We start from the raw sequence: 13,378 nt of genomic DNA on the forward strand, positions 1-13,378 counted from the left end.
GGCGGTTCACGCCTGAACGGTCAGGATCAGCTGCAGCCGCTGGTGGAGCCGCAGCCCTCGCAGACGTAGCAGCTGCCGGCCGGACGCATCTTGGTGCCGCAGGTCAGGCACAGCGGCGCGTCGGCCGTACGGCCCTGGCGGCTCTCGATGATCTCCATCGAGGAGTGCGCCACCGGAGCCTGCGCCGTGGGCGCGGCGGCCGGGGACTGGACGGCCGGGCGCTTGATCTCGGCACTCTGGGCCAGGCTCTCCTGGTCCAGCTCGTCCTCGTCGTGCAGGCTCGCCGGGTCCTTGCCGTCGGCCTGCAGGGACCGCTCCTTGGCGGTGAGGATGCCCAGCTCCGCGCGCGACTCGTAGGACAGGTGGTCCAGGGCCAGCCGGCGGAAGATGTAGTCCATCACCGAGGTCGCCATCCGGATGTCCGGGTCGTCGGTCATGCCGGCGGGCTCGAAGCGCATGTTGGTGAACTTCTCGACCCAGGTCTCCAGCGGGACGCCGTACTGGAGGCTGATGGAGATCGCCATCGAGAAGGCGTCCATCACGCCGGCCAGGGTGGAGCCCTGCTTGCCCAGCTTGAGGAAGACCTCGCCGACGCCGTCGTCGGGGTACGAGGAGGCCGTCATGTAGCCCTCGGCACCGGCCACGGAGAACCGCGTCACGGTCGCGGGGCGCTGCTTGGGCAGGCGCTTGCGGACCGGACGGACCGGCGCGGCGGCGGCGTCGGCCGCCGCGGCCTCGGCCCTGGTCTCCTCGCCGGTCTTGGCGATCGACAGGGGCTGGCCGACCTTGCAGTTGTCGCGGTAGATCGCCAGCGCCTTCAGGCCGAGCCGCCAGCCCTCGAAGTAGACCTTCTCGATGTCCTCGATGGTGGCCTGCTCGGGCATGTTGACGGTCTTGGAGATCGCCCCGGACAGGAACGGCTGGGCCGCGGCCATCATCCGGACGTGGCCCATCGGGCTGATCGCCCGCTCGCCCATCGCGCAGTCGAACACCTCGTAGTGCTCGGGACGCAGGCCGGGCGCGTCGATCACATGGCCGTGCTCGCCGATGTACTCGACGATGGCCTCGACCTGCTCCTGCTGGTAGCCGAGCATGTCCAGGGCGCGCGGCACCGTGTGGTTGACGATCTGCATGGAGCCGCCGCCGACCAGCTTCTTGAACTTGACCAGCGCCAGGTCGGGCTCGATGCCGGTGGTGTCGCAGTCCATCATCAGGCCGATGGTCCCGGTCGGGGCCAGCAGCGAGGCCTGCGCGTTGCGGTAGCCGTTCTTGTCGCCGGTCTTGAGGCACTCGGTCCACTGCTTGGCCGCGGCGGCGTGCAGCTTGCGGCCCATCTCGTCGAGCGTGCGGATGCCGTCGTTGGCGGCGGCGTGCTTGCGCATGACCCGCTTGTGCGCGTCGGCGTTGCGCGCGTACCCCTCGTACGGGCCCACCACCGCGGCCAGCTCGGCGGAGCGGCGGTAGGCGACACCGGTCATCAGCGAGGTGATCGAAGCGGCCAGCGAGCGGCCGCCCTCGGAGTCGTAGGCGTGCCCGGTCGCCATCAGCAGCGCGCCCAGGTTGGCGTAGCCGATGCCCAGCTGCCGGTAGTCGCGGGTGGTCTCGGCGATCTTCTCCGTCGGGAAGTCGGCGAACGTGATCGAGATGTCCATCGCGGTGATGATCAGCTCGGTCAGCCGGGTGAACCGCTGGACGTCGAACGTCCCGTCCGCGTTCAGGAACTTCATCAGGTTGATGCTGGCGAGGTTGCAGGACGAGTTGTCCAGCGACATGTACTCCGAGCACGGGTTGCTGGCGGTGATCCGCCCCGACTCGGGGTTGGTGTGCCAGTCGTTGATCGTGCCGTCGTACTGGATGCCCGGGTCGGCGCACTCCCAGGCGGCCCTGGCCAGCAGCCGGAACAGGTCCTTGGCCTTGACCGTCTCCACGACGTCGCCGCTGAGCCGGGCGCGCAGCGCGAAGTCGCCGCCGGACTCGACCGCGCGCATGAACTCGTCGGAGACCCGGATCGAGTTGTTGGCGTTCTGGTACTGGACGCTGGCGATGTCCTTGCCGCCGAGGTCCATGTCGAAGCCGGCGTCGCGGAGCGCACGGATCTTGTGCTCCTCGCGGGCCTTGGTCTCGATGAACTCGGCCACGTCCGGGTGGTCCACGTCCAGCACGACCATCTTGGCGGCCCGCCGGGTGGCGCCGCCGGACTTGATCGTCCCGGCCGAGGCGTCGGCCCCGCGCATGAACGACACCGGCCCGCTCGCCGTGCCGCCGGACGACAGCAGCTCCTTGCTGGAGCGGATCCGGGACAGGTTCAGGCCCGCGCCCGAACCGCCCTTGAAGATCACGCCCTCTTCCTTGTACCACTCCAGGATCGACTCCATCGTGTCGTCCACGGAGAGGATGAAACAGGCGCTGACCTGCTGCGGGGACTGGGTCCCCACGTTGAACCAGACCGGCGAGTTGAAGCTGAACATCTGGTGCACCAGTGCGTGCTTCAGCTCGTGGTCGAAGATCTCGGCGTCCTCGTCGGACGCGAAATAGCCCTGCTCGCGGCCGGTGTCGGTGTACATCCGCACGACCCGGTCGACCAGCTGCTTGAGACTCCACTCGCGCTGCGGCGTACCGACCGCGCCGCGGAAGTACTTGGACGTCACGATGTTGACGGCGTTCACCGACCAGAAGTCGGGGAACTCCACCCCGCGCTGCTCGAAGTTCACCGAGCCGTCGCGCCAGTTGGTCATGACGACGTCACGACGCTCCCAGCCAAGCTCGTCGTACGGATGCACGCCGGGCGTGGTGAAGATCCGCTCCATCTTCAACCCCTTGCGGCCCCCCTTGCCGCGCCGAGCCGCCGAGCCGCTCACCGTCTCCGTCATGCCTTCCCCCTCCTGGGCCCTCCCGCCGGGCCCTGTCCAGGAACAACCCCGCCCGCCGGCCGGTCCATCCCGGCCGCGGGCTCTTCACTGTGCCGTGCTGTGCTGTTACCGACGTGTGCTGTGGTCACCGACGCCGTGTTGTGTAACCGACGCCATGTTGTGTTACCGATGCTGTGCTGTTTTACCGGCGTGTGCTGTGCCGTGTTAGCGCTGCCCGCCCCTTACTGGGGCTGGACGGGCTCCCCCGAGGAACCGCTCTCGCGCAAGGTCTCGATCTCCCGGGCGAAGTCGTCGAGCGACTCGAAACTCCGGTAGACCGAGGCGAACCGCAGATAGGCGACCTCATCGAGATCGCCGAGCGGTCCCAGAATGGCCAAACCGATCTCGTGCGAGGGAATCTCGGCCGATCCGGTCCCCCGGATGGCCTCCTCCACCTGCTGTCCCAGTTTGGCGAGCGCATCCTCGTCGACCGGGCGGCCCTGGCAGGCCCTGCGCACCCCGGCGATGATCTTTTCTCGGGAGAACGGCTCGGTGACCCCGCTTCGCTTGGCCACCATCAGGAGCACGTTCTCCTGCGTCGTGAATCGCTTGCCGCATTCCTGGCACGAACGGCGGCGCCGAATGGCGCCTCCGTCATCGGTGGAACGGCTGTCGATCACTTTGGTGTCAGGGCTTCGGCAGAACGGGCAGTGCACGTCGCCTCCTCCCCTGACAGGAAATCTGTTTTAACCACAAGTTGTGGTTAATGACATCACTGTAACTACTAGATGTTGTGGTCAACCGTACGAGGATCCGGAGGACTGCGCAACCTGGATCGGGGGCCTCGTCCGTAGACCCTGGTCACATCGCGCCTCTCGCGTCCCACCCCGGCGTGTCGTCCCCCGGACGCCGGGAAGCCGTCCACCGGACGCCGGGGCGTCGTCCCCGGGACGCCGGGAAGCCGTCCACCGGATGCCGGGGATCAGCCCGCGGCGACGATCCCGGCGATCTCCTCGACGGCGCTCGCGTCCATCGGGTTGAAGCGGTTCTTGGTCACCGCGAAGACCGTCCCGGTGGCCGGGTCCGCGTACGCGGCGCTGCCGCCCATGCCGGGCATCCCGAACGCGTCGGGACGGCTGGGCGCGAGGGCTCCGAGGGAGTAGCCCAGGGCCCAGGTGGCCGGCGACCCCATGACCTCGTCGGTGCCCTCGAACGCGGCCGTGGAGATCTCGCGCAGGCGTCCCGGGGACACCAGCCGCACGCCGCCGACCTCGTCCAGCAGCGCCGCGTACATGCGCGCCACGGCCCGGGCGGACAGCACGCCGCCGGCCGGGATGTCGGCGGCCAGGACGTCGGCGCGGTTCCCGAAGGCCGAGTCGGGGATGATCCCGGGCGGCGCCACCCGGCCGAACATCCCGCGCATGGCGGCCGCCGCCTCGGCGATCTCCGGATCGGTCTCCAGCCGGGCGAGCCGGGCCTGGTCCGCTACCGGTACGCCGAAGTACAGCTCGCCGGCGACGCCCAGCGGGACGGCGATCTCGTCGTGCAGGACCTGCGAGATGGGCTTGCCCGTGGCCCGCCGGACGATCTCGCCGAGGATGTACCCGAACGTGTGGGAGTGGTACGCGGTCCTCGTGCCGGGCGTCCACCACGGCTCGGAATCGGCGATCAGCGCGCACATCTTGTGCCAGTCGCACAGGTCCTCGGGGGTGACGTGGGACGGGAGGCCCGGGACGCCGACGGTGTGGGTGAGCGCGTGCCGTACGGTCGCCGCCTCCTTGCCATGCGCGCCGAACTCCGGCCACAGCTCGACGATCGGCGTGTCGTACGTGAGCACGCCGCGTTCCACCAGGCTGCGCTCCACCAGGCTGCGTTCCACCAAGACATGCACGACCGTCGCGGTCACGCCCTTGCCCGTGGAGGCACTGTAGAACGGGGTGTCGGGAGTGACCGGGCGCCCGGTCGCGGAGTCGGCCACGCCCGCGACGGCCTCCACCACCGGCTCACCGTGCCGGTACACCGACACCTGGACGCCGGTCTCGGTCCCGTCCTGGACCATCCGGTCGATGGCGTCCTGGATGCGCTTCTGCAACATGATCGTTCTCTCTCGTCAGTCGGTCTGGCGGTCGGTCGGTCAGGCCGCCAGGCGGTCGGTCAGCGTGCGGTGGCGGGCACGGGCCGCTCGGCGTGCCCGGGCTCGGGGTCCGGCCCGGACGGCGTGCCGATCGGCGGTACGCGCCGCAGCATCACGGCGATCAGGACGGCCATGCCGGCGAGCAGGACGGCGCTGGTGAAGGCCACCGCGTGCAGCCCGCCGGTGAACGCCGTACGGGCCGAGTCGAGCAGCGCCTCACCTGCGGGCGAGGGAAGATTACCGGCGACGGAGACGGCTCCGGCCAGGCTCTCCCGCGCCGTACCCGAATCGGCTCCCACGGCGGCCGGGATCTCGACCTGGGCCCGGTAGAGGGCGGTGCCGACGCTGCCGAGGATCGCGATGCCGAGTGCGAAGCCGAACTCGCCGCTGGTCTCGTTCATCGCCGCGGCCGAGCCGGCCCGCTCCTGCGGTACGGAGCCGACGACCAGATCGGTGGCCAGCGTGACCAGCGGGCCCGAGCCCAGCCCGATGAGGGCCCAGCCGGCGATGAGCGTTACGGGGCCGTCGTCGATGCCGACCCGGGTCAGCACGAGCAGCCCGCAGACGGAGACGGCCAGTCCGGCGGCGATCAGCCGCGCGGGGCGGAACCGCCGCGCCAGCAGCGGCGAGATCTGGAAGCTCAGCATGTTGGCGGCGAGCGCGGGCAGCATCCACAGCGCCGCGCGCGGCGGGGTCAGCCCCTGGACCAGCTGCAGGTGCTGGGTCAGGAACATCATGATCGCGCCCATCAGCAGGGTCGCCGCCAGCGTCCCGCCGAGCGCGGTGGAGAACTCCCTGTTACCGAAGAGCCGCAGGTCCAGCAGCGGGTCGCCGAGCCGCCGCTGGCGCCGTACGAACAGCACCCCCGCGGCCAGTCCCGCCACCAGGACCGGGACGGGCGCGATCCGGGCGTCGTGCGCCAGCTCCTTGATCCCGTACACGACGGGCAGGATGGCGGCCAGGGACAGCGCCACGCTGGCCAGGTCGATCCGGCCGGCCGCCGGAGCGCGGAACTCGGGCAGCAGCAGCGGGCCGAGGACGAGCAGCAGCACGGCCGGGGGCACGCCGATCAGGAACGCCGATCCCCACCAGAAGTGGCCGATCAGCAGGCCGCCGACGATCGGGCCCAGCGCGGCGCCGCCCATGACGCCCACCAGCCACACGCCGATCGCCAGCGACCGCTGCCTCGGGTCGCGGAACATCGTGCCGATCAGCGACAGCGTGGAGGGCGCCAGCGTGGCCCCGGCGACGCCCAGCAGCGCCCGCGCCGCGATCAGCGTCTCGGGGCTGGTGGAGTACGCGGCCACGACGGAGGCCGTACCGAACGCGGCGGCACCGATCAGCAGCAGCCGGCGGCGCCCGATCCGGTCGCCCAGCCCGCCCATCGTGATCAGGAAGCCGGACAGCAGGAAGCCGTAGATGTCCATGATCCACAGCTGCTGGGTGCCGCTCGCGCCCAGATCGGCACTGAGATGCGGGAGCGCCAGCAGCAGGACGAAGACGTCGATGGAGACCATCAACGCGATCAGGACCAGTACGGCGAGTCCCGCCCATTCCCGCCGGCCCGCTCGCGCATTCCGCTCGTGCGGCTCGTGCCCCTTGTGCCGCTCGCCGTGCGGCTCGGTGTGCGACCCCATGAGGACCACCCCTCTCCGGGCGCCCCCTCCGGGCGCCGCTCACCAGAGGGTCGGAGCGGCCGCGGCGGTCTCGACACGCCGCGCGAAAAAAAGTTCGCGAGCGGATCGAGAAGACCGTCCGGTGCTCGGGAGAAGGGGTCAGCGGGCGGGCATCCGCAGCTCCTGACCGGGCTGGATGAACGTGCCGGCCAGCCCGTTGAGGTCGACGATCCGCTGAATGGTCACCCGTGGGTCGCCAGTGGGGTCGTCGCGGGTGGCGATCTCCCAGAGCGTCTCGCCGGGCTTGACGGTCACGATCACGGGCCGTTCGGCCGCGTCCGCGAGCCGCTGGCCCGACATGCGCTGCGCGGGCCGCTCGTTCCCGTCACCGGCCTGGGCGCCCAGGCCCGCGGTCAGCCAGAACGTCACCAGCAGGCCGGTCGCCACGGTGCCGACCAGCACGCCACGGCCCCGCCGGGTCAGCCGCAGCGGCGGATCCGGTCTATGTGGCCTGTGCGGCTTGCGTGACTTGTTCGGCTTGCGTGGCTTGTATGGCCCATGCACTTTGGGCGGCTTGGTCGCCCGATGGCGCCCATGCGGCCGGGGTACGGATAGTCGTATCGGAGCTTCTGCCGGAGCCGGTGTCGCGGCTTCCCCGGACGCTTCCGTCGGATCGTTCATCGAGGCGTTCATCGGGGCGTGCGTCGCGGCTCGTGTCCCCTGGGGCGACCCCGCCATCTCGGCCCTCCTGCGGTCAACCGTTCCATCCTGGGCATTCGAATGCGCTTTCGATCGAACGCCTGTACGATGTTGTACCTCAACACGGGCGCGAAACGCGAGGACATTCTTCGAACAATTGTTTGATCATCGGGTCCGGACGCGATAACGTGCCATGACAAGGAGTGACGGATCCAGCGCCGGGGAGGCGACGAGCGATGAGCAAGGTCCGGGAGCTGCCCGACGGTCCGGGGGACGAGAGCGGGCTCACCCAGCGGCAGCGCATGGTCCTCGAGGTGATCCGCGACTCCGTCCAGCGCCGCGGCTACCCGCCGTCGATGCGCGAGATCGGCGAGGCCGTCGGCCTGACCAGCACGTCCAGCGTGTCGCACCAGCTGCGGGCGCTGCAGCGCAAGGGCTACCTGCGGCGCGACGCCAACCGCCCGCGCGCCGTCGAGGTCCGGGTTCCGGGCACCACGCCCGTCCGCACCGACGACGACGCCTACGAGCCGAGCGGCACCGCGGCCGAGACGTCCAGCCGCCCGGCGCCCGCCTACGTCCCGCTGGTGGGGCGGATCGCCGCCGGTGGCCCGATCCTGGCCGAGGAGGCCGTCGAGGACGTCTTCACGCTGCCCAAGCAGCTGGTCGGCGAGGGCACCCACTTCCTGCTCAAGGTGACCGGTGACTCGATGATCGAGGCCGCGATCGCCGACGGCGACTGGGTGGTCGTCCGGCAGCAGCCGGTGGCCGAGCAGGGCGACATCGTGGCCGCCATGATCGACGGCGAGGCGACGGTGAAGACCTTCAAGCGCCGCGACGGGCATATCTGGCTGATGCCGCAGAACCCGGCGTACGAGCCGATCCCCGGCGACGAGGCCTCCGTGCTCGGCCGTGTGGTGGCGGTCCTGCGCAAGATGTGACGCCTGGTGTGTCGCACCGGACGTCCGGTGCGACACACCGGACTCCCGATGCGAGGCACTGGACTTCCGGTGCGGCGCACCCTGTGGCACCGGGTGTGACGCACCTTGTGACGCTGCCATGTGACTCCCACATGTGACCCCCGGCCGGCGGCCCCCGGAACAGTCGTTCCAGGGCCGCCGGTCTCGTTTCCCGGTCAGGGCCGCCCGGCCGGGGTTCACCGGCCGGGCGTTCGCTGATCAGGGCTTCCCGGGTCAGGGGGGTTCCCGGGTCGAGGTCCCGGGTCATGCCGGGTCAGGGTCTCCCCGTCGGGCGGGGACGCTATCCGTCAGGCGGAAACGATGCCCGCCGGTCGGGGACGGTGCCCTTCAGGCGGGATGGTGTCCGTCGGGCGGGGACAATGTATGCCAGGCGGACCCGGCCCCTTCAGGCGGGGGCGGTGTCCGCCAGGCGGGAGCGGTGTCCGTCAGGCGGGAACGGGTCCGTCAGGCGGGAACGATGTTGACGATCTTGGGCGCCCGGACGATCACCTTGCGGATCTCCCGGCCGGCCAGCGCCTCCTTGATCTTGGGCGAGGACAGGGCCAGCCGCTCCAGCTCGGCCCCGTCGATGCCGGGGGCGACCTCCAGCCGGTCGCGGACCTTGCCCGCGACCTGGACGACGCAGGTGACCGACTCCTGGACGAGCAGCGCCGGGTCGGCGGACGGCCAGCCCGCGGTGGCGACCGGAGCCTGCCGCCCCAGCACCTCCCAGGCCTCGTCAGCCGTGTACGGGGCGAACAGCGACAGCAGGACGGTCATCGTCTCCGCGGCCTCCCGTACGGCCGGGTCGGCGGCACCGGCGCCGGAGTCGATGGCCTTGCGGGTGGCGTTGACCAGCTCCATGATCCGCGAAATCGCGACATTGAACCGGTGCACCTCGACCAGGCCGGTGGCCTCGTCGATCGCCCGGTGGGTGGCGCGGCGCAGCTCGACCGAGCCGGCGGACGGGTCGGCGCCGACCGGCGCGGCGACCTCGGTGGCGATGCGGTGCACCCGGGTCAGGAACTTGGACATCCCGTGCGGGGACACGTCGGCCCAGTCGATGTCGTCCTCGGGCGGGCCGGAGAACAGCATCGCCAGCCGGACGACGTCGACGCCGTACTCGTCGATCTGCTCGCCCAGGTCGACCATGTTGCCCAGCGACTTGGACATCGCCTTGGCGTTCAGGATGACCTGGCCCTGGTTGAGCAGCCGGGTGAACGGCTCGGTGAAGTCCACCATGCCCATGTCGTACAGGACCTTGGTGAAGAACCGGCTGTAGAGCAGGTGCAGGATCGCGTGCTCGACGCCGCCGGTGTACTGGTCGACCGGCATCCACTTGCGGACCTGCTCGACGTCGAACGGGCCGTCGGTGTAGTCGGGCGAGCAGTAGCGGAAGTAGTACCAGGACGAGTCGACGAAGGTGTCCATGGTGTCGGTGTCGCGCTTGGCGGCGCCACCGCACTTGGGGCATTCGGTGTTGACCCAGTCGGCGTTGGCGGCCAGCGGGGAGGTGCCCTTGGGCGACAGGTCGGAGCCGCGCATGCCCTCGGGCAGCCGGACCGGCAGCTGGTCGTCCGGTACGGGGACCTCGCCGCAGCCGTCGCAGTGCACGATCGGGATCGGGCAGCCCCAGAAGCGCTGCCGGGAGACCAGCCAGTCGCGCAGCCGGAAGTTGACGGCGCCCTTGCCCAGGCCCTTGCCGGCCAGGATCCCGGTGATCCGCTCGATCGCGGCGGCCTTGGCCAGCCCGTCGATCGGTCCGGAGTTGACGATCCGGCCGTCACCGGAGGTCGCCACGCCGCTGGCGGCGGGGTCGGTCTCGCCGGTCTCGACCACGACCCGTACGGGCAGGCCGAACTTCAGCGCGAAGTCCAGGTCGCGCTGGTCGTGCGCGGGCACCGCCATGATCGCGCCATGGCCGTACTCGGCGAGCACGTAGTCGGCGGCCCAGACCGGGATCCGCTCGCCGTTGACCGGGTTGATCGCGTACCGGCCCAGGAAGACGCCGGTCTTCTCGCGCTCGGTGGACATCCGCTCGATCTCGCTCTCGCGGGCGACCTCGGCGCGGTAGGCCTCGAACGCGGCGCGCTGCTCGGGCGCGCAGACCTCGTCGGCCAGCGCGGCGTCGGCGGCCACGACCATGAACGTCGCCCCGTACAGCGTGTCGGGACGGGTGGTATAGACGGTGACCGGTGCCTCCCGGCCCTCGATCACGAAGTCGACGTCGGCGCCGGTGGAGCGGCCGATCCAGTTGCGCTGCATGAGCAGGACCCGCTCGGGCCACTTGCCCTCCAGCGCCTCCATGTCGTCCAGCAGCCGGTCGGCATAGTCGGTGATCTTGAAGTACCACTGGGTCAGCACCCGGCGCTCGACCTGCGCGCCGCAGCGCTCGCAGTTGCCGGCCACGACCTGCTCGTTGGCCAGCACGGTCTGGTCGTTGGGGCACCAGTTGACCTGGCCGCCCTTGCGGTAGGCCAGTCCGCGCTCGAAGAAGCGCAGGAACAGCCACTGCGTCCAGCGGTAGTACTCGGGGTCGCTGGTGTGCAGCCGCCGGGACCAGTCGAACGAGGTCCCGTAGCGCTGGAACGACGCCGCCTGGGTGTCGATGTTGGCGTAGGTCCATTCGGCCGGGTGCGAGTCGCGCTTGATCGCGGCGTTCTCGGCGGGCAGGCCGAAGGAGTCCCAGCCGATGGGGTGCAGGACGTTGTAGCCCTTCTGGAACCAGTACCGGGCCACCACGTCGCCGATGGCGAACGCCTCGGCATGGCCCATGTGCAGGTCACCGGAGGGGTAGGGGAACATGTCCAGCGCGTAGCGACGCTCCCTGCCGTCCCCGTCCCCGCCGGCGCCGTCGTCCGCGGCCTTGAAGGGGTCGAGCTCCGCCCAGCGAGCCTGCCACTTGTCCTGGACCGCGCGCGGGTCGTACCCGTCGGTCGGTCCCGCCGGCGCTTCGCGGAAGGTGTCGTCGCTGCTCACGGTCGCTACTCCACTGGTCCTGTCTCGGTACGGGGCGCGGCCCCATGGCGATGCCCTGACATGAAAGGACCCCTCGTCGACGAGGGGTCAGCCGCGCCGCCCTGCCTGGGGCCGGCGCGGCCGGCTGAGAAGCAGCCGGGTCCGCATACAACAAGACTAGCGCAGGGGCAAGGCCCACCGCTGGGCGAGCCGATCATCCCGGCGCCGCCGCGGATCATCGGGGGTACCGCGGCGGACCATCCGGCATCGCGGTAGATCATCGGGCGCCGCGCCGGTCGACGGATCGGCCATCGGGCCGGTCGTGGGACGGTCATCGGGCCGGTCGTGGGACCGGTCCGGGCGGCGACCGGATGCGGTCGTTGTGCGGACGCACCGTGGCCGCTGTGAGCACGCACCGTGTCGGAGCGCTTCCCGCCTGCCACCAGGGTCCCTCTGAACGCCGAACTCGCACGTCACCGACCTGCGAAGTACTCGCGCCGCTCGCCCCTTTTGCAGCAGGATGTGCGCCACCGTTCGTACACTCATGAGTAACAACCGGCTTATGCCCAGCCCCGTGCGAGGAGTGCCATGCTCAACCTCTCCGTTCTGCTTGAGGACGCGGCCCGCAAGACCCCCGACCGCGACGCGGTCGTCTTCGGCGACATGCGGCTGTCGTACGCGACGATCGACATGATCGCGAACCAGGTGGCCCATCTGCTGCGCTCGCGCGGGATCGGTGCCGGCGACAAGGTCGCGCTCTCCTGCCCGAACGTGCCGTACTTCCCCATGGTCTACTTCGGCATCCTCAAGGCCGGTGCCGCCGTCGTCCCGCTGAACGTGCTGCTCAAGCCGCGGGAGATCGCCTACCACCTGAAGGACTCCGACTCCAAGGCGCTGTTCGTCTTCGAGGGCACCCCCGAGCTGCCGCTGGGCGAGATGGGGCACGCCGGGTTCCAGCAGGCGGACGGGTGCGAGCACCTGATCCTGATGACCACCGACCCGGGCGCCACCGAGTCGCCGTACGAGGAGGCCGACCTGTTCTGGCCGTCCCTCGGCGGGCAGCCGGGCACGTTCGACGCCGCGACCACCGGCGCCGACGACACCGCGGTGATCCTCTACACCAGCGGGACCACCGGCCAGCCCAAGGGCGCCGAGCTGTCGCACTCCAACATGCTGCTGAACGCGTTCGTCTCGGACGCGATGTTCGAGCGGACCGAGCACGACGTGTCGCTGGTGGTGCTGCCGATGTTCCACGCGTTCGGGCAGTCCTGCGTGATGAACGTGGGCATCCGGCGCGGCGCCACGCTGGTGCTGCAGGCGCGGTTCGAGCCGGCCGAGGCGCTGAAGCTGATGGTCAAGGAGAAGGTCACGCTGTTCTGCGGCGTCCCGACCATGTACTGGGCGCTGCTGTCGGACCAGGGCACGGTCGCGGCCGAGGACGTCGCGGCCAACCTGCACACCTGCTGCTCCGGCGGTGCCTCGCTGCCGCTGGAGGTCCTGAACGGCTTCGAGAAGAAGTTCGGCGTCCAGGTGCTGGAGGGGTACGGGCTGTCGGAGACCTCGCCGGTCGCCTCGTTCAACCAGCCCGACCGGCCGACCAAGCCGGGCTCGATCGGTACCCCGATCTGGGGCATCGACATGAAGCTGATCGACGAGGAGTGGAAGACCATCGAGGGCGAGGGCCCCGGTGAGATCGCGGTGCGCGGCCACAACATCATGAAGGGCTACTACGGCCGGCCGGACGCCACCGCGGAGTCGATCAAGGACGGCTGGTTCCGTACCGGCGACATCGCCCGCCGCGACGAGGACGGCTTCTACTTCATCATCGACCGGTCCAAGGACATGATCATCCGGGGTGGCTTCAACGTCTACCCGCGGGAGCTGGAGGAGGTCCTGATGACCCATCCGGACGTCTCGCTGGCGGCCGTGGTGGGCGTCCCGCACGACAGCCACGGCGAGGAGATCAAGGCGTACGTGATCCGTACCCCGGACGCCACGGTCACCGAGGCCGAGCTGGTCGCGTGGGGCAAGGAGAACTTCGCCTCGTACAAGTACCCGCGCGTCGTGGAGTTCCGCGACGAGCTGCCGATGACCGCCACCGGCAAGATCCTCAAGCGCGAGCTGCGCTAGCCGCGTGCAGGGCCGGCCCGCACGGCGCCGGCCCGG

8 protein-coding genes are annotated in these 13,378 nt (G+C 70.3%); 2 read left to right on the top strand and 6 right to left on the bottom strand.

Annotated features, from left to right (window positions below; genetic code table 11):
• Window positions 1-26: 26 nt before the first annotated feature.
• From ACH34Q_RS34660 to ACH34Q_RS34680, 5 genes are all read right to left on the bottom strand, one after another.
• The gene (locus tag ACH34Q_RS34660) at window positions 27-2,870 is read right to left on the bottom strand and encodes a vitamin B12-dependent ribonucleotide reductase (RefSeq protein WP_395987369.1); all 2,844 of its coding nucleotides are present in this window, start codon (window positions 2,868-2,870) and stop codon (window positions 27-29) included.
• Window positions 2,871-3,091: 221 nt separating this feature from the next.
• Window positions 3,092-3,565, bottom strand: coding sequence for a transcriptional regulator NrdR (gene nrdR, locus ACH34Q_RS34665; protein WP_395987370.1), 474 nt, complete (start codon window positions 3,563-3,565; stop codon window positions 3,092-3,094).
• Between the two features lie 266 nt (window positions 3,566-3,831).
• A complete protein-coding gene (locus ACH34Q_RS34670) occupies window positions 3,832-4,944 on the bottom strand; it encodes a serine hydrolase domain-containing protein (RefSeq protein WP_395987371.1) in 1,113 nt (370 codons plus the stop codon).
• Between the two features lie 59 nt (window positions 4,945-5,003).
• Window positions 5,004-6,620, bottom strand: a complete 1,617-nt coding sequence (locus tag ACH34Q_RS34675) for an MFS transporter (RefSeq protein WP_395987372.1) — start codon at window positions 6,618-6,620, stop codon at window positions 5,004-5,006.
• A gap of 138 nt (window positions 6,621-6,758) precedes the next feature.
• Complete coding sequence (locus tag ACH34Q_RS34680; protein WP_395987373.1) at window positions 6,759-7,061, bottom strand: LysM peptidoglycan-binding domain-containing protein; 303 nt, start codon at window positions 7,059-7,061, stop codon at window positions 6,759-6,761.
• A gap of 473 nt (window positions 7,062-7,534) precedes the next feature.
• On the opposite strand from ACH34Q_RS34680, the gene lexA reads away from it, so the two are divergent.
• Window positions 7,535-8,236, top strand: a complete 702-nt coding sequence (gene lexA / locus ACH34Q_RS34685; RefSeq protein ID WP_395987374.1) for a transcriptional repressor LexA — start codon at window positions 7,535-7,537, stop codon at window positions 8,234-8,236.
• Window positions 8,237-8,719: 483 nt separating this feature from the next.
• Here lexA and leuS read toward each other — a convergent pair whose 3' ends face one another.
• Window positions 8,720-11,233 (bottom strand): leucine--tRNA ligase, encoded by a 2,514-nt coding sequence (gene leuS, locus ACH34Q_RS34690; protein WP_395987375.1) that lies wholly within the window; start codon window positions 11,231-11,233, stop codon window positions 8,720-8,722.
• Between the two features lie 567 nt (window positions 11,234-11,800).
• Between leuS and ACH34Q_RS34695 the strand changes: the two genes are divergently transcribed.
• The gene (locus tag ACH34Q_RS34695; protein ID WP_395987376.1) at window positions 11,801-13,342 is read left to right on the top strand and encodes a long-chain fatty acid--CoA ligase; all 1,542 of its coding nucleotides are present in this window, start codon (window positions 11,801-11,803) and stop codon (window positions 13,340-13,342) included.
• Window positions 13,343-13,378: the final 36 nt, after the last annotated feature.

This window comes from Actinomadura sp. 9N407 (genome assembly GCF_044326315.1).
Lineage (GTDB): Bacteria > Actinomycetota > Actinomycetes > Streptosporangiales > Streptosporangiaceae > Spirillospora.